The 17,392-nt window shown below is 59.8% G+C and carries 16 protein-coding genes; 15 read left to right on the top strand and 1 reads right to left on the bottom strand.

Annotated features, from left to right (window positions below):
- The first annotated feature begins 58 nt into the window (after window positions 1–58).
- From QRN85_RS17400 to QRN85_RS17370, 7 genes are all read left to right on the top strand, one after another.
- Window positions 59–1,126, top strand: coding sequence for a LacI family DNA-binding transcriptional regulator (locus QRN85_RS17400; RefSeq protein ID WP_284759527.1), 1,068 nt, complete (start codon window positions 59–61; stop codon window positions 1,124–1,126).
- On the top strand, window positions 1,123–2,145 hold the full coding sequence (locus QRN85_RS17395) for an ABC transporter substrate-binding protein (RefSeq protein WP_113093492.1): 1,023 nt from the start codon (window positions 1,123–1,125) through the stop codon (window positions 2,143–2,145). The genes QRN85_RS17400 and QRN85_RS17395 overlap by 4 nt, the downstream gene beginning before the upstream one ends.
- A 139-nt stretch (window positions 2,146–2,284) precedes the next feature.
- Window positions 2,285–3,112, top strand: coding sequence for an ABC transporter permease (locus tag QRN85_RS17390; RefSeq protein WP_113093493.1), 828 nt, complete (start codon window positions 2,285–2,287; stop codon window positions 3,110–3,112).
- Window positions 3,109–3,888: an ABC transporter permease gene (locus QRN85_RS17385; RefSeq protein WP_062584259.1), complete on the top strand. Its 780-nt coding sequence runs from the start codon at window positions 3,109–3,111 to the stop codon at window positions 3,886–3,888. The genes QRN85_RS17390 and QRN85_RS17385 overlap by 4 nt, the downstream gene beginning before the upstream one ends.
- Window positions 3,881–4,906: an ABC transporter ATP-binding protein gene (locus QRN85_RS17380; RefSeq protein WP_284759523.1), complete on the top strand. Its 1,026-nt coding sequence runs from the start codon at window positions 3,881–3,883 to the stop codon at window positions 4,904–4,906. Before QRN85_RS17385 ends, QRN85_RS17380 begins: the two co-directional genes overlap by 8 nt.
- Before the next feature lie 2 nt (window positions 4,907–4,908).
- The gene (locus QRN85_RS17375; protein WP_284759522.1) at window positions 4,909–5,835 is read left to right on the top strand and encodes a nucleoside hydrolase; all 927 of its coding nucleotides are present in this window, start codon (window positions 4,909–4,911) and stop codon (window positions 5,833–5,835) included.
- Window positions 5,832–7,625: an adenine deaminase gene (locus tag QRN85_RS17370; protein ID WP_284759520.1), complete on the top strand. Its 1,794-nt coding sequence runs from the start codon at window positions 5,832–5,834 to the stop codon at window positions 7,623–7,625. The genes QRN85_RS17375 and QRN85_RS17370 overlap by 4 nt, the downstream gene beginning before the upstream one ends.
- 147 nt (window positions 7,626–7,772) lie before the next feature.
- Here QRN85_RS17370 and QRN85_RS17365 read toward each other — a convergent pair whose 3' ends face one another.
- On the bottom strand, window positions 7,773–8,945 hold the full coding sequence (locus tag QRN85_RS17365; protein ID WP_284759518.1) for a M20 aminoacylase family protein: 1,173 nt from the start codon (window positions 8,943–8,945) through the stop codon (window positions 7,773–7,775).
- A 111-nt stretch (window positions 8,946–9,056) separates the two neighbouring features.
- Between QRN85_RS17365 and QRN85_RS17360 the strand changes: the two genes are divergently transcribed.
- From QRN85_RS17360 to QRN85_RS17325, 8 genes are all read left to right on the top strand, one after another.
- Window positions 9,057–9,728, top strand: coding sequence for a phosphoribosyltransferase (locus QRN85_RS17360; RefSeq protein ID WP_284759516.1), 672 nt, complete (start codon window positions 9,057–9,059; stop codon window positions 9,726–9,728).
- Between the two features lie 217 nt (window positions 9,729–9,945).
- Window positions 9,946–11,001, top strand: coding sequence for a dipeptidase (locus tag QRN85_RS17355; protein ID WP_113099192.1), 1,056 nt, complete (start codon window positions 9,946–9,948; stop codon window positions 10,999–11,001).
- A 37-nt stretch (window positions 11,002–11,038) separates the two neighbouring features.
- Window positions 11,039–12,679, top strand: coding sequence for an ABC transporter substrate-binding protein (locus tag QRN85_RS17350; protein ID WP_112962916.1), 1,641 nt, complete (start codon window positions 11,039–11,041; stop codon window positions 12,677–12,679).
- A gap of 24 nt (window positions 12,680–12,703) precedes the next feature.
- A complete protein-coding gene (locus QRN85_RS17345; RefSeq protein ID WP_502870796.1) occupies window positions 12,704–13,765 on the top strand; it encodes an ABC transporter permease in 1,062 nt (353 codons plus the stop codon).
- The gene (locus tag QRN85_RS17340; RefSeq protein WP_112962915.1) at window positions 13,762–14,694 is read left to right on the top strand and encodes an ABC transporter permease; all 933 of its coding nucleotides are present in this window, start codon (window positions 13,762–13,764) and stop codon (window positions 14,692–14,694) included. The genes QRN85_RS17345 and QRN85_RS17340 overlap by 4 nt, the downstream gene beginning before the upstream one ends.
- The gene (locus QRN85_RS17335) at window positions 14,691–15,527 is read left to right on the top strand and encodes an ABC transporter ATP-binding protein (protein ID WP_284759512.1); all 837 of its coding nucleotides are present in this window, start codon (window positions 14,691–14,693) and stop codon (window positions 15,525–15,527) included. The genes QRN85_RS17340 and QRN85_RS17335 overlap by 4 nt, the downstream gene beginning before the upstream one ends.
- Complete coding sequence (locus QRN85_RS17330; RefSeq protein ID WP_113093606.1) at window positions 15,524–16,273, top strand: ABC transporter ATP-binding protein; 750 nt, start codon at window positions 15,524–15,526, stop codon at window positions 16,271–16,273. Before QRN85_RS17335 ends, QRN85_RS17330 begins: the two co-directional genes overlap by 4 nt.
- 163 nt (window positions 16,274–16,436) lie before the next feature.
- Window positions 16,437–17,336, top strand: coding sequence for a LysR family transcriptional regulator (locus tag QRN85_RS17325; protein WP_284759509.1), 900 nt, complete (start codon window positions 16,437–16,439; stop codon window positions 17,334–17,336).
- Window positions 17,337–17,392 lie beyond the last annotated feature (56 nt).

Raw genomic sequence — 17,392 nt, 5'->3', positions numbered from 1 at the left:
CAAGAATGGCTTTTGCCGTTAAGTCTGATTAAACGTTTAATCACGAGAGTGGCGCGCCATGACTTCGGGTCGTGCAGGAGCAAATCTGACGGCAATCGCTTCGGCACTGGGTGTGTCGGCAGCGACGGTGTCGAATGCGCTTTCCGGCAAGGGCCGGGTCTCCAACGAGCTGTCCGAAAAAATCCGCCTCAAGGCTGGCGAGTTGGGTTATGTCCCAAGCGTTGCCGGTCGTGCGCTGCGCACCGGCAAAAGCGGTGTTCTCGGCCTTGTGCTGCCTGACATCGCCAATCCGCTTTTCCCGCAGATCGCGCAGGCCATCGAAAAGGCCGCCGACAAAGCCGGCTACGGCGTGCTGATTGCGGACAGCCACGGTGATGTCGCCAAGCAGACGGATGCCATCAACCGGCTGATCGAGCGCGGCGTCGAGGGCATGGTGGTGGTGCCGCGTCGCGGCACGCGCATAGGCAATGTCGGTTGCCCGGTTGCGGTGATCGATTCTCCCTCTACCCCCGGCAACACGGTCGCGGCCGATCATTGGGACGGCGGCGTCCAGATCGGTCGTCATCTGGCGCAGCTTTGCCACCGCAAGGTGGTGATCATCGGCAATAATCCTGACTCCAATGTGCAGAACGACCGCGTCGGCGGCATCCGCTCTGGTCTTTCCGGCGTGGCCGAAACAGAGACGCTGTGGATTGCCTCCTTGGAAAAGCAGAATGGCGCGGGCTGCCCTCTGGGTGTTGCGGCCAAGGTCTTGCAGGGATTTACGGCTTTCGCTGCAGTCTCCGATCTTCACGCGCTTCGCGTTCTCACCGAGCTGCAGCAGGGTGGCATCACCGTGCCGGAACAGGTCAGTGTCACCGGTTTCGACGACCTCATCTGGGCACCCGTCGTTACCCCCGCGCTAACGACCATCCGCATGGACATGCTGCGGATTGCCGATCTCGCGATTACGGCACTGGTCCGCAGCATCGATGCGGAAAACCCGGCGGACCGCACGGCCACGGGTGGTGTTGTGGCCGATATATCAAAAGTTGCGATGGAACTGGTCATACGCCATTCTTCCGGGCCAAATAAGAAGACGCAGACGTCAAAGAAAACCTCGACAGCAGGAGAACTCACATCATGAAGAAGATCATTCTGGCATCCGGCACGGCGCTGATGCTGTCCATGGGTGCCGCGCAGGCGCAGGACAAGACGCTCACCATTTCCGTCTATGCCTTTGCGCAGGACGAATTCAAGGAACTGGTCTACACGCCGTTTGAAGCCAAATGCGGCTGCAAGCTGGTGGTGGAAACCGGCAACAGCGTCGAGCGTCTCGCCAAGATGGAAGCCAACAAGGCAAGCCCGGTCATCGACCTCGCCATCGTTTCCATGGCCGACGCACTGTCCGCCGCCCGCAAGGATCTGGTCCAGAAGATCGATGCGAGCAAGGTGCCGAATATCGAAAAGCTCTACGATATCGCCAAGGACCCGAATGGCGACGGCATGAGCGTCGGCGTCAACTTCTACGCCACCTCCATCGTCTATCGCACTGACAAGATGAAGATCGACAGCTGGGCCGATCTTCTGAAGGACGGCGTGGTCGATCACGTCGCCTTCCCGAACGTCACCACCAATCAGGGCCCGCCAGCGCTTTATATGCTGGGCAAGGCGCTCGGCAAGGATACGCCTGACCTCTCCGGCGCCATCGAGGCTGTCGGTGAAAAGAAGGACGAGATCGTCACCTTCTACGTCAAGTCCTCGCAGCTGGTGCAACTCATGCAGCAGGAAGAAATCTGGGCCGCCCCGATCGGACGTTTCTCCTGGGCGCCTTTTACAAAGCTTGACCTGCCGCTGGCATGGGCAACGCCGAAAGAAGGCCAGACGGGCGGCATGAATGTTTTGATCGTTCCCAAGAACGGCAAAAACGAAGATCTGGCGCTTCAGTTTATGGATTTCTGGCTCTCCACCGATGTGCAGAAGGCGCTGGCCGAAAAGCTGGTCGATAGCCCGACCAACAAGGAGGTGAAAGTCTCCGACGAGATCGCCAACAACATCACCTATGGCGATGAAACGGCGAAAAGCCTGCAACTGATTCCATCCGCTGCGACGCTGGATAACCGCGACAAGTGGTTGTCGGAGTGGAATGCGAAGGTTGGTCAGTAAATAAACACGGGGCTGCGACCGAACGCGACGTCGCGCCTTTCCTCAACGCCATGCTCGGGGCCCGAATTTAATTCGGGCCCCGAGCATGACGAAGTTGATGGTTTGGAACGGCCGACGTGCCGGTCAAAGGATAAAGTGAATGTTTCAAAACCGGGCTGAAGCCTTGGCGCTTGCCTTGCCCGCCGCGATCTTTGCGGCGGCGGTGTTTCTGGTGCCCGTTTTCATTCTGCTGTCGGAAGGGTTCCGCACGGCCGATGGCTGGACGTTTCGCGCCTACACGGATTTCTTTCTCGATCCGCTGAACCGGGCCGTGTTTCTACGCACCCTGAAGCTGGGTGCGCTGGTCACCGTTGTGTCGGCCGTCATCGGCTATGCCGCGGCCTTTGCCATCGTCAACCTGCCGGCCAGTTCCAAGGGCCATATGATCAATCTGGTCATCCTGCCGTTGATGATCTCGCCGGTTGCCCGCACCTATGCGTGGATCGTCATTCTGGGCCGCACCGGCATTGTCAACGAAGCCTTGAAGGCGGTTGGACTGACCGATGCGCCAATCCGCATCCTGTTTTCCGAAACGGCAGTCTTCATCGGGCTTTTGCAACTCTTCCTGCCGCTCATGATCATCTCGCTCATCAGCGCGCTGGAAAACATGCCGAAAGACGTCATCGCGGCGTCGCGGGTGCTGGGTGCGAACTGGCTGCAGGTGTTCTGGAAGGTCATTCTGCCCTTGACCAAGGAAGGCCTTGTCGTTGGTGGCACGCTGGTCTTTACCGGCTCGCTCACGGCCTATATCACGCCCGCCATTCTGGGCGGCTCCAAGGTGCTGATGCTGGAAACGCTGCTCTACCAGCAGGTCACGGTCTCCAACAATTTCGTCGCGGCCAGCGTCATCGCCTTCATCCTCATCGTCATGAGCTTTGCGGCCAATATCCTGCTCAAGCGCATTGCCACGGCAAGGAACAAGAAATGACCCGCAACCTCTTCATTCCGCTGACGCTGGCGCTGGTCATCGGCTTTCTGATCGGCCCCTTTCTCATCATCGTCGCCGCCTCCTTTTCGGCGGGCGATACGCTGGCCTTTCCGCCGCAGGGCTTTTCGCTGAAATGGATCGCCAAGGTCTTTACGGTCGAGAGCTTTCGCGAAAGCTTTGCCATGTCGATGTTTCTGGCCATTGGCGGCACATTCGCCGCTCTCATTCTCGGCATTCCCGCAGCTTATGCCATGTCGCGCTACAAGCTGCCCTTTTCGGAAACCATCCGCACCATCGTTTCTGCTCCCATCATCGTTCCCGGCATCATCGTTGGTCTGGCGTTGCTGCGTTATTTCGTCGTGCCCTTCGGCATCGGCATAACGCTTGCGCTGTTTCTGGCCCACACCGCGCTGATCCTGCCCTATGCGGTGCGGGTGGTGTCGGCCAGTCTCACCAATCTGCGCTCGGATATCGAGGAAGCAGCCGTGCTGCTCGGCTCGTCGCGCATAGGGGCGTTTTTCCGGGTGGTGCTGCCAAATATCCGGGGTGGCATTCTCTCAGCCTTCATTCTGGGCTTCGTTACCAGCTTCAATCAGGTGCCGGTCTCGCTGTTCCTGTCTGGTCCCGGCGTGCGCACCCTGCCCATCGATATGCTGGGTTACATGGAAATCGTGTTCGACCCATCCGTTGCGGCGCTTTCTTCGCTGCTCGCCTTCCTGTCCATCGGCATTGTCTTCATGGCCGAACGTTTTCTGGGGTTCTCCCGTTATGTCTGATGCAAAATACCTCTCGCTGCAGAACCTGTCGCTGGCCTATGGCAATTCGATAGCCGTCAAGGACCTCAATCTCGATATCCGCAAGGGTGAACTTCTGGCGCTGCTTGGCCCCTCCGGCTGCGGCAAGACAACCACCATGCGCGCCATTGCCGGGCTGATGCCGGTGGCGGGTGGCCGCATCGACCTCGACGGTGCAGATATCACCCGGGTCTCCGCAAACAAGCGGGCGGTCGGGCTTGTCTTCCAGTCCTACGCGCTGTTTCCGCATCTCACCGTCTATGAGAATGTCGCCTTCGGTTTGAAGCTCAAGGGCATGAAGGGTTCGGCCCTGGATGACAAAGTCGCCTCCGGCCTGAAATCCGTCGGCCTGTCCTCCTTCGCCTCCCGTAAACCGGCGGAACTCTCCGGCGGCCAGCAACAGCGCGTGGCGCTGGCCCGCTCCATGGTCATGGACCCCAAGGTGCTGCTTCTGGATGAGCCACTGTCGAATCTCGATGCACGGCTGCGACTGGAAATGCGCACCGAGCTTCAGCGCGTGCAGAAGGCCACCGGCGTGACGATGATTTTCGTTACCCATGATCAGGTCGAGGCGCTGGCGCTGGCTGACCGCATCGTGGTGATGAAGAGCGGCGCCATCGAGCAGATCGGCACGCCGGAAGAAATTTACAACGCGCCCGTTTCGTCCTTCGTGGCTGATTTCGTTGGCTTTGAGAACATCTTCCGTCTGGAAGGTTCGGAGCTTAAGACGGACAATGGACGTATTGCCCTTTCTGGCCATGTTCCGAGTACGGCGGGACTGGCATGGAGGCCGCGCATGGTAACCCTCGGTTCAGGACCTTTCGAGGGAACCGTGCGCGGCGCATCATTTGCCGGCAACACCCGGGAATATCTGCTGGACACAGTGCTTGGGCCCATCAAGGCTGAAACGGATGCGGCCCTGCCGCTGCATGATCTGGGTACGCGGCTTGCTTTCGATCTGCCTGTCGAAAAAGCAGCCAGCCTCAAGGTGTTCAGCTGATCATGGGTATCTGGATCGATACCGATATGGGCTTTGACGACATTGCCGCCATTCTGGTGGTCAGTGCGTCTGCCGTGCCGATCGATGGCCTGTCGCTGGTTTTCGGCAATGCGCCGCTCGCCCAGGTTTGCCGCAACGCCGCGGGTGCGGCTGCGGCTTTCGGCTGGAGCTTCCCTATCCATATCGGGCGGCAGCACCCGGTTCTGGGCAAGCTGGAGACAGCACAGACTATTCTTGGTGAAACCGGAATTCCCACCAGCGGCACCACTCTGCCCGATGCCGGCGATCTGCATCCAAGCGATGCCTTTGACGCACTGTGCGACTGGTTGGGAGATGCGACGGGGGACCAGCGTGTTCTGGCGCTTGGGCCGCTTACCAATATTGCTGCATTGTGCCTTGCACGGCCCGATCTTGCCGCACGCATAACCGAGCTTGTCTGGATGGGTGGCGGTGTAACAGCCGGAAACCATACCGCATCCGCCGAATTCAATGCTTTCGCCGATCCGGAGGCGCTCGCCATCGTCCTCGCCCATGGTTTGCCCTTGCGCATGGTCGATCTTGATCTTTGCCGCAAGGTGACGGCCCGACCGGACGATGTCGCGCCTGTCCGCGCCGCTGGCGGCAGGAATGCCGAACTGCTTGCAGACATGCTGGAAGGCTTTATCCGGATAGCCACGGTCAGGGGCAGGGATGCCATGGCGCTTTACGATCCCTGCGCCGCCGTTGCTCTTGTCGCACCAGACAGCATCGTCTGGAAAGACGCGCATATCGAGGTCGAGCTTCACGGCACCCTGACGCGGGGACGCACGGTTGTCGAAACACGTCAGGCCCATGCGGCCCGTTTCAACGCGCGCTATGCCGAAACGGTCGATGCCGCAGCCGCAAAATCCATCATTCTCGACGCCCTGCGTCAGGAGGCCAGCCGATGAAAGAACAGAGCATTATCGTTGATCGCGACGGAATGAACGAGGATACGTTGCGCGCCCGCACCGTGGCTGCCGCGCGCGGCGACCAGCCCTTCGATATCCTGATTGCAGGCGGCACGCTTGTCGACATGGTCACGGGCGAGCTTCGTGCGGTCGATATCGGCATCGTCGGGCCGCTGATTGCCAGCGTGCATGAAACCGGCAGCCGCAAGGACGCCGGGCTCGTGCTCGATGCCTCCGGCGCCTTCGTGTCGCCCGGCCTGATCGACACCCACATGCATGTCGAAAGCTCCATGGTCAGCCCGGCAGCCTACGCCGCAGCGGTCGTTCCGCGCGGCGTGACGACGGTTGTCTGGGACCCGCACGAATTTGGCAACGTCCACGGTATTGATGGTGTCTGCTGGGCTGCGCGCACGTCGAAGGGCCTTCCCTTGCGGGCGCTAATCCTTGCACCCTCTTCGGTACCGTCCGCCCCGGGTCTGGAAATGGCCGGTGCCGATTTCGATGCCTCTGCCATGGCCGAAATGTTGTTCTGGCCCGAGGTGGCCGGTGTTGCCGAGGTCATGAATATGCGCGGCGTCATAGAGCGTGATCCACGCATGAGCGCTATCCTGCAGGAAGGACTGTTTGCCGACAAGCTGATTTGCGGCCATGCGCGCGGGCTGGAAGGTGCCGATCTCAACGCCTTCATGGCGGCGGGCATCACCTCGGATCATGAGCTGACCTCGGCTGCCGATCTCATGGCGAAGTTGCGGGCAGGGCTGACAATCGAGTTGCGGGGTTCGCACGATCATCTGCTGCCGGAATTCGTGGAAGCCTTGAACACGCTCGGCCATCTGCCGCAAACGCTGACACTCTGTACCGACGATGTCTTTCCCGATGATCTCCTGAAAAGTGGCGGTCTCGATGATGTCGTGCGTCGTCTGGTGCGCTATGGCCTCAAACCCGAATGGGCGCTTCGCGCCGCCACGCTGAATGCGGCGATGCGGCTGCTTCGCGGCGATCTGGGCCTGATTGCTGCGGGCAGGCGCGCAGACATTGCCGTCTTTGAGGATCTGGCGCAATTTTCCGCCCGGCATGTACTGGCCAGCGGCACACCGGTCGCAAAGGATGGCAAGCTGCTGGTCGAGATGGAGCAGATGGATGCGGCACCTCTCAAGAACTCCATGAAGCTTACGCCGCGCACTCCTTCGGATTTCAAGGTCCCGGCAGAGGGAAAACGGGTCCGGCTTGCAACGATCGACCAGCCGCGCTTTACCCGCTGGGCACAGGCGGAGGCGGCGGTGGAAGACGGTTTCGTCGTGCCGCCGCAGGACGCAACCATGATTTCCGTAACCCATCGGCACGGCAAGGCTGACCCTGTCACCAGAACGGGATTCCTGACGGGCTGGGGCAAATGGAACGGGGCTTTTGCAACGACGGTTGCGCATGACAGCCATAACCTGACCGTGTTCGGCGGCAATGCCGCGGATATGGCTATAGCGGCCAATGCCGTCATCAAGGCGGGCGGCGGCATGGCTGCGGCGTCGGGCGGCAAGGTCACGGCGTTGTTGCCGCTGCCACTGTCAGGTCTCGTATCGGGTGCAGCCTTGGAAGATGTCGCATCCGGCTTTGAGGCTGTTCGCGAGGCGGTCGGGCAGATCGTGGAATGGCAGCCGCCCTATCTCGTGTTCAAGGCCTGCTTCGGCGCAACGCTCGCCTGCAACATCGGCCCGCATCAGACCGATATGGGCATCGCAGATGTGCTGACGGGCAGGGTGATGGAAACGCCGGTGCTTGAGGTGTTGGACTAGGCGTGCACAACCGTAACTCCTACTTCGATGCTGGCCCCAGTCAGGCCAAGTCTCTGGTCTGAGAGAACCTTTCTCGCCGCGCAGACCCGTGTCGGCTGGACCCCGCAGCAAGCGCGGGGTGACGGAATATGAGGGGAAGTTCGCGTCCTACTCCCCCGCCAGTTCCTGTTCCACCAGCGTTGTCCAGAAGGCGACGCCTGCGGCAATCGCATCGTCGTTGAAATCGTAGGACGTGTTGTGGTGCAGCGCCCCGTCGATTGCCGGGCCATTGCCCAGCCACACGTAGCAGCCGGGTGCTTCTGCGGCAAAGAATGAGAAGTCGTCCCCTGCCGTCGAGGGTGGAAATGCGGTTCTGGCCTTCTCGCCAAACACGGTTCGCGCTGCCGTCAATGCGCGTCGTGTTGCGTCTGCATCATTGATGACGGGCGGAATGCGGCGAATGAAATCGTAATGGACTTCGATGCCGAACATGGCGGCGGTGCCATGCGCCAGCCGTCCGATCTCTTCTTCCAGCTGGTCGCGAACATGGGCGGAATAGGCACGGGCCGTTCCGCCGATTTCGACCAGATCGGGAATGACATTGAGCGCCTGTGGATCACCGGCCTGTACGGAGCAGGCGCTGACGACAGCGGGTTGCAGCGGGTCGACCACGCGCCCGACAATGCTTTGCAAGGCGGCCAGAAAACTGCCCGCCGCCGTGATCGGGTCACGCCCCAGATGTGGCTTTGCGCCATGGGTACCGATACCTTTGAAGGTCACCCGCCAGCTGTCGGAAGAGGCCAGTTGCGGACCCTCGACCACGGCCATCTCGTCCACATCAAGGCCCGGCATATTGTGCAGGCCATAGACCGCATCGCAGGGGAAACGGTCAAACAGCCCGTCCTCCACCATCTTTCTCGCGCCGCCGCGCCCCTCTTCGGCAGGCTGGAACATGAAATGCACCGTGCCGGAAAAGTTGCGGCTTGTCGCAAGATGGCGGGCAGCACCCAGCAGCATGGTCGTGTGGCCATCATGTCCGCAGGCATGCATCTTGCCGGGAACGGTAGATTTGTAGGGCCGGTCCGGTTTTTCCGGCATGGCAAGGGCGTCCATGTCGGCGCGAAGACCAATGCGCCTCTGGCCGTTGCCAACCTGCAGCGTTGCGACGACGCCGGTTTTGCCGAGGCCGCGATGGACGGTCAGGCCCGCTTCCTCCAGATGTCTTGCCACAATCGCGCTCGTGCGTTCCTCCTCGAAACCCAGTTCCGGATGGGCGTGCAGATCGCGCCGCAAAGCGGTCAGAAAGGGCAGGTCGTTTCCAAACCGGGAGAGCGGTGACATGGGCAAATCATCCTTGCGATGCGAGACAGCTTTTTTCTAATGCACAAACCCCTCAAAATTAATAGGAACCTCCTGACGAACTCAATTTTATTGTCCGGGGAAGGAATGGTCATGACACCGCACGAATTCTGGCAGGAAATCCACGCGCCTGACAGCTTCGATGTCGACGGTCCGCATTCCACTTTCTATCCGGCTGTTTTCGAGGATGGCCGTCAACTGCAACTGCCGATCCGGCCCTTCGCGGATGGTCAGCACGCATTGGCATCGCTCATCATCAATCAGGCATCCTTTGCGGTTGTGGAAGCGCTGGCGAAGGAGTTGGCGCGAAAGCTTGAGAGCTGCAATGTCGACGTTGTCGTCGGCCTTCCCACGCTTGGGCTTACGCTTGCCAGCGAGGTGGCGCGGCATCTGGGTCACAGCCGGTATGTGCCGCTGGGGACGTCGCGAAAGTTCTGGTACTTGGACGACCTCTCCGTGCCGATGTCGTCCATCACCACGCAACAGCCAAAGCGGCTCTATATCGATCCGCGCATGTTGCCGCTGCTTCAGGGCAAGCGGGTTGCCCTTGTGGATGATGTGATTTCAAGCGGAGCCTCCATCATCGCCGGTCTTTCCCTGCTCTCCGCATCCGGTATCGAGCCCGTGGTGATCGGCGCCGCCATGTTGCAATCGGACAGATGGCGTGAAAGCCTCTCCGCCGTTTCCGCCAAATGGCCGGACCGAATAAGAGGCGTTTTTGCAACGCCACTTCTCAAACATGCAGGTGACGGTTGGCTGGCATGAGCCGCTGACAATCGCCGATTGGCGACATGTGGTTATTTTTTAGTCCTGCATAATTTCTGACTTGCGGAAGGCCAAATGTTGGGCCTAGGATCGTTCGCGGCGCAAGAGGCTCGTGATAGGCCAAATATCGCAATCCTGGCGCCGGAAACTCCTTGTCTTTGCGCAAGCCTCTGTTTTCTATCCACAATTCTCTACCTGCCCCCTTGGAATATATTGCATGCAACTGGTTTTTGATGGTCACAATGATGTTCTCCTTCGCCTGTGGCGCAACAGCAAAAAGGGGAGCGATCCCGTTGCGGAATTCATGCAGGGAACGTGGGAAGGCCATATCGATGCGCCGCGCGCCAGGGCAGGCGGGTTGGCCGGTGGTATCTGCGCCATCTATATTCCTTCCGGAGACCTGATCCTTCAGGAACCGGATGCATCCGGCCATTACGTCACCCCGCTTGCCGCGCCGCTGGAGCGCCAGCCGTCGCTCGATATCGCGCTGGAAAAGGCAGCGATTGCCCTTCGGTTGGAGCGGTCGGGCGGCTGGAAACTCTGTCGCTCCACGGCAGATATTCGCAAAGCGATGGCGGATGGCATCTTTGCTGCCGTTCTGCACATTGAGGGTTGCGAACCGATCGCCGCGGATCTCGACGCGCTGGATGTGTTTTACGCGGCAGGCTTGCGCTCCTTGGGGCCGGTCTGGAGCCGCCACAATATTTTTGGCCATGGCGTGCCCTTCGCCTATCCCATGTCGCCGGATACCGCGCCGGGTCTGACGGATGCGGGATTTGAACTGGTCAAACGCTGCAACCAGCTCGGCATTCTCATCGATCTCGCCCATATCACCGAAAAGGGCTTCTGGGACGTGGCAAAGACCACGGATCAACCGCTCGTATCCAGCCATTCCAATGTACACGCCCTGACACCTGTCGCGCGAAATCTCACCGACAGGCAACTGGACGCCATCAAGGACAGCAACGGCCTTGTCGGCCTCAACTATGCCGTGACAATGCTGCGCCCGGATGCGCGCGATGATGCCAATACGCCGCTTTCTCTGATGGTTCAGCACATCGATTACATGGTCGAGCGCATGGGCATCGATTGCGTGGCGCTCGGTTCCGACTTCGACGGAGCAACGGTTCCGGCGGAAATTCGCGATGCTGGCGGCAACAACAATCTTGTTGCGGCTCTGAAATCCGCAGGATACGCTGATACAGAACTTGCTAAAATTTGCCGGGAAAACTGGCTGCGCGTTTTGGCTCAGGCATGGCACGAGCCCGCCTGAGACAAGGGAACCAAAGAAAAGACAACAGGGGAAGACGATGAACAAATCGCTTAACAAAGCCGCCCGCATCCTCGCCACAAGCGTGGCTCTCTCGATGCTCACTCTGGCCGCGCCACAGGCCTTTGCCGCAACCCCCGCCGATACGCTGGTCGAAGGTTTCGCCATCGATGACATCATCTCGCTCGATCCGGGCGAAGCCTTCGAGATCACGACTGCTGAGGTCACCGGCAACACCTATAGCAAGCTCGTTTCCATCGATATCACCGATACGTCCAAGGTCGTGGGCGATCTGGCCGAGAGCTGGACGACATCGGATGATGGCCTGACCTATACCTTCAAGCTGAAGCAGGGCCTCAAATTCGCGTCCGGCAACCCGGTAACGGCAGAAGACGTCGCCTTCTCCATGGAGCGCGCGGTCAAGCTGGACAAGTCGCCAGCATTTCTCCTGACGCAATTTGGCCTGAACGGCGATAACGTCACCGAAAAGGCCAAGGCAACGGATGCCAACACATTCGTGCTGACGGTCGACAAGCCCTATGCACCAAGCTTCGTTCTCAACGTTCTGACGGCAACCGTTGCCTCCGTGGTGGACAAGAAGCTGGTCATGGAAAAGGCCAAGCCCGTTACGCCAAGCGCCGATTACAAATATGAAAGCGACTTCGGCAACGAGTTCCTCAAGACCGGTTATGCCGGTTCAGGCCCTTACAAGATCCTTGGCTGGAAGGCCAATGAGGCCGTCATTCTGGAAGTGAACCCGAATTATTACGGCGAAAAGCCAAAGCTCAAGCGCGTCATTTATCGCCACATGAAGGAAAGCTCCGGCCAGCGTCTGGCGCTTGAAAACGGCGATATCGACGTTGCCCGCAACCTTGAGCCCGGCGATATGGATGCTGTTTCCAAGAAGGAAGGCTTCACCGTCATTTCTGCGCCGAAAGGCACCGTCTATTATCTCGGCCTCAACCAGAAGAACGAATATCTGAAGAAGCCTGAAGTTGTTGAAGCCTTCAAATATCTCATCGATTACGAAGGCATTGGCGCAACCATCATCAAGGGCATTGGTGAAATCCACCAGACCTTCCTGCCGAAGGGTCAGCTTGGCGCACTGGACGAGAACCCATTCAAGCTGGATGTCGCCAAGGCCAAGGAATTGCTGGCAAAGGCTGGCCTGAAAGACGGCTTTACCGTTTCCATGGATGTGCGCAACACCCAGCCGGTCACGGGCATTGCCGAAAACATCCAGCAGACCTTGGCGCAGGCGGGCATCAAGCTGGAAATCATTCCCGGCGATGGCAAGCAGACGCTGACGAAGTACCGCGCACGCCAGCATGACATCTATATCGGTGACTGGGGTTCGGACTATTTCGATCCGAACTCGAATGCTGAAACCTTCACCATCAACTACGACAATTCCGATGCGGGCAAGACCAAGACGCTGGCCTGGCGCAATGCCTGGGACGTTCCTGAACTGACGAAGCAGACACAGGCTGCACTGCTGGAAAAAGACAACGACAAGCGCGCCGCCATGTATCAGGATCTGCAGAAGAAGGTTCTGGAAAGCGGGCCTTTCGTGGTGCTTGAGCAGAAAACGGAAATTGCCGGTTTCTCCAATAAGGTCAAAGGTTTGAAGCTCGGACCAAGCTTCGATACCAACTATGTCTTCCCGGTCTCCAAGGAATGATCCGGCAGGATTGATCCAGTGACCATCATCGACACAGTACCAAGGGCAAGGCGCGGCAAGAGCCGCGCCAACAGGCGCTTGACGGCCGTTCTCGGCTTTCTCGTTACCGTCATCACCACCTTTTTAGGGTTGCTGGCGGTCACATTCTTCATTGGTCGCGTCATTCCCATCGATCCCGCTCTGGCGATCGTGGGCGATCGTGCGCCTGCCCATGTGGTGGAGCGTGTGCGCGAGGAACTCGGCCTCAACCTGCCGCTCTGGCAGCAATTTTTCTTCTATATCAAGCAGGCTCTGTCAGGCGATTTCGGCACATCGGTGCTGACCACCAACCCTGTGATGGCCGATATCATCCGCGTCTTTCCCGCCACCATCGAGCTTGCCACCATCGGCACGCTGATCGGTGCCGTCTTCGGCATTCCGCTCGGTGTTCTCGCCGCCGTCAAGCGTGGCAGCATCATCGACCAGATCGTGCGCATCATCGGCCTTGTCGGTTATTCCGTGCCGATTTTCTGGCTCGGCCTGCTGGCGCTTCTGGTGTTTTATGCCAAGCTGAACTGGGTCGCCTATCCCGGTCGAATGGATATCGTCTACGAGTTCACCTTCACGCCCGTAACCGGCTTTTATTTGCTGGATGCCTTCTGGCAGGGGCAGTGGGATGTGCTGTGGGATCTTTTTCGCCACATCATTCTGCCTGCCGGTCTGCTCGGCTATTTTTCGCTGGCCTATATCAGCCGCATGACGCGCTCCTTCATGCTCAACGAACTCGCGCAGGAATATATCGTGGCGGCGCGGGCCAAGGGTCTGTCGGAAACCCGCATCATCTGGTTCCACGCGCTTCGCAATGCCGCCGTGCCGCTGCTCACCGTCATCGTGCTCTCCTATGCCGGTCTGCTGGAAGGCTCGGTGCTGACGGAAACCATCTTCTCCTGGCCGGGGCTTGGCCTTTACATCACCAACTCCCTGCAGAATGCGGATATGAATGCTGTTCTCGGCGGTACCATCGTGATTGGCGCTGTGTTCATCAGCATCAATCTCCTGTCCGATCTGCTCTACCGGACGCTCGATCCAAGGACGCGCAGCCGATGACGACAGCTTCGACACCTTTGAAACCCTATAGCCGCGAATGGCTGCTCTCAGACCGTCCGGCATCGCGTGGTCAGGCAAGGCTTGGTCGCGCCTATGTCATCTGGCGGCGCTTTTCGGAAAACCGGCTGGCGCTGGCCGGTCTCGGCATTATCCTCGCGCTGGTTCTCGTCGCCATCTTTGCCGATGTGCTTGCCCCGCATTCCGCCGTGCAGGGTGATCTGCGCAATGCCCGCCTGCTGGCCCCCGGCAGCGACGGCTATCTGCTCGGCACGGATGATCAGGGTCGCGATATTCTCTCGCGCCTCATCCATGGTTCTCGCCTGACGCTGTTCGTGGTGCTGCTGGTTGCCATCATCGCAGCCCCCGTCGGCCTCATCGTCGGCACCGTTGCCGGTTATGCCGGTGGCTGGGTGGATGCGGTCTTGATGCGCATCACCGATATCTTTCTGGCCTTCCCGAAACTCGTTCTGGCACTGGCGCTGGTTGCGGCTCTCGGGCCCGGCATCGAGAACGCGGTGCTCGCCATCGCCATCACCTCATGGCCGCCCTATGCCCGTATCGCACGCGCTGAAACCATGACCTTCCGCAATTCCGATTTTATCGCCGCGGTGCAATTGATGGGTGCGTCGCCGTGGCGCATCGTGCTCAAACACGTCATGCCGCTCTGCATGTCCTCGCTCATCGTGCGCGTCACGCTGGATATGGCGGGCATCATTCTCACCGCCGCCGGTCTTGGCTTCCTCGGCCTCGGCGCACAGCCGCCGCTGCCGGAATGGGGCGCGATGATCGCATCCGGTCGCCGCTTCATTCTCGACCAGTGGTGGGTTGCGGCCATGCCCGGCATCGCCATCCTCATCGTCAGCCTCGGCTTCAACTTGCTGGGCGATGGGCTGCGGGATGCTCTCGACCCGAAGGAGGCTGGCCAATGAGCGCGCCGCTTCTGACCGTCGAAAACCTGCGCGTCTCCTTTCCCACCCGCACCGGGCTGGTGGAAGCGGTGCGCGGCGTTTCCTTTACGCTCGGCAAGGAGCGTCTCGGCATCGTCGGCGAATCCGGCTCCGGCAAATCCCAGACCGGACGCGCCATCATGGGGCTGACGCCATCGGCCGCAAGGATAGAGGCGGATGCGTTGCGTTTCGGCGATATCGATCTCCTGACAGCATCGGCCAAACAACGCCGCAGCATTCGCGGCAAGCGCATCGGCATGATCCTGCAGGACCCGAAATATTCGCTTAACCCGGTCATGACCATCGGTCGCCAGATTGTCGAGACCCTGAAAACCCATGAGCGCATCAGCACTTCGGCTGCCAAACAGCGGGCGCTGGATATGCTGGAGGCCGTGCAGATCCGCGAGCCGGAGCGCGTCTTCGGTCTCTATCCGCATGAAGTCTCAGGCGGCATGGGCCAGCGCGTGATGATTGCCATGATGCTGGTCTGCGGCCCGGAACTCTTGATTGCCGACGAGCCGACATCGGCGCTCGATGTGACCGTGCAGCTGGAAGTCCTCGATATCCTCGACAGACTGGTGCGGGATCGTGGCATGGGCCTCATCTTCATCTCGCATGATCTGCGGCTTGTCTCATCCTTCTGCGACCGCGTCCTCGTCATGTATGCGGGGCGTGTGGTGGAGGAGCTTCAGGCCTCCAATCTGGACAATGCCCAGCATCCCTATACGCGCGGGCTGCTTAATTGCCTGCCGAAGATCGGCGAGAACAGGCATCCGCTGCCGGTTCTTGATCGCAAGCCGGAGTGGCGCGCATGACCACAGTTCTTTCCGTCAAAGACATGGTCGTGGATTTCGATGGCCACATCGCGCTCGATGGTGTCAGCATCGGTGTGGCCCAAGGCGAATCCTTCGGTCTGGTCGGGGAGTCCGGCTCGGGCAAATCCACACTGTTGCGGGCCATTGCCGGTCTCAACCATTTCGATGAGGGCAGCCTCATGGTCGAGGGGCGGACCTACAAGAGCAAGTTCCGCGAAAAGAGCTTCTACCGCGATGTGCAGATGGTGTTCCAGGACCCCTATGGCTCGCTGCACCCGCGCCAGACGGTGGATGCGCTGCTTCTGGAGCCTCTGACCATCCACGGTATGGACAACAAGGAAAGCCGCATCACCCGGGCACTGGATGAAGTGGGTCTGGGAACCGGCTTCCGCTTTCGCTATTCGCACCAGCTGTCTGGCGGCCAGCGCCAGCGCATTGCCATTGCCCGTGCACTCATTCTGGAGCCAAAAATCCTGCTGCTGGACGAACCGACCTCGGCGCTCGACGCCTCCATTCAGGCGGAAATCCTCAACCTCTTGGAACAGGCCCGGCATGACCGAAACCTCACCTTCCTCATGGTCAGCCACGATCTTGGCGTCATCAGCCACATGTGCGACCGCCTGGCCGTCATGAAAAGCGGCAAGGTGGTGGAAACGCTGGAGGTGGGCGCGCTGGAAAGCCGGACTTTCGCAGCGGATTACACACGGCAGTTGCTGGTGGCGAGTGAGGGTTTTGTGCGCGATTGATAGTAGGGGCTGTGGTAGCCGCCCTTCCGTCACCGGACTTATCCGGGGTCCAGCCGTCTTGCGTCCGCAAGGCGAATAGAGTCTTCTGCGATCAAGGACTTGATCGCACTGGATACCGGGTTTAGCCCGGTATGACGGCTCAATAGAAAACGGAACGGCCACCATGAATCTTCGCGCATTGATGTATTTCGACGAGCTTGTCCGCACCAGTTCGATGCGGGCGGCGGCGGAAAACCTCAATGTTGCGCCCACCGCCATCAGCCGTCAGATCGAAAATCTGGAGGAATATTTCGGCACGCCGCTGGTGGAGCGGTCGAGCCGCGGCGTGACCCTGACGGCGGCGGGAGAGCTTCTGGCGGAACGGGCAGGCAAGACGCTGCGCGAGCTGGGTCACGTCCATCAGCTGATCGATGATCTCAAGGGGCTGGAGCGCGGGCGGGCCACGATCTATGCCAATGGCGCAACCGTTGCCAGCCTGCTGGCACCGGCGCTCGCGCAGTTTGCCCAGACCTATCCAAAGCTGCGGTTCGAGGTGCATATCACCTCGGCACGGCAGGCCATCGATGCGCTGGTGTCGGCGCAGGCGGATATCGCCATCACCCTGTTTGCGCCGAAAACGTCAGAGGTCAAAATCCTTGCAAAACGCGAACTCGTCTATGATGTCATCCTTCCCACGGATCATCCGCTGGCGGCCAAGCCATCGATTTCGCTGAACGAACTCGCCGATTTCCCGCTTGCCCTGCCGGAAAAGACGTTTGCGACCAGACAGGAATTCGATGCCCTGTTCGAGCAGGCAGGCATTCCGCTTGACCCGGTCTTTACCGCAAGCTCGCTGGAACTTCTGAAAGAACTCGTGCTGGACCGCGCCGCCGTCACCGTCCTGCCCGCCCTTTCCGTTGCGCGCGAAATCAAGTCCGGCCAGATGGTCGCAATCCCGCTTGCTGCCACAAGGGGCGTTCGCGCGAATATGGAGCTGTGTGTTGCCCCGGACCGCGACCTGTCCTTCGCCGCAGCCACGCTTGCCAGCTTCATCGAGACCTTTATGGGCAATCTGCCAAAATAGGCGGTTGATTTTGCCCCCAGATATCGTGTAGCGATTTTTGCAACGCGCTGAACACA

The sequence above is a fragment of the Agrobacterium sp. fls2-241-TYG-188a genome, assembly GCF_030209845.1.
The sequence above is the reverse complement of the archived record's forward strand: the minus strand, read 5'-3'. Positions and strand labels throughout refer to the sequence as shown.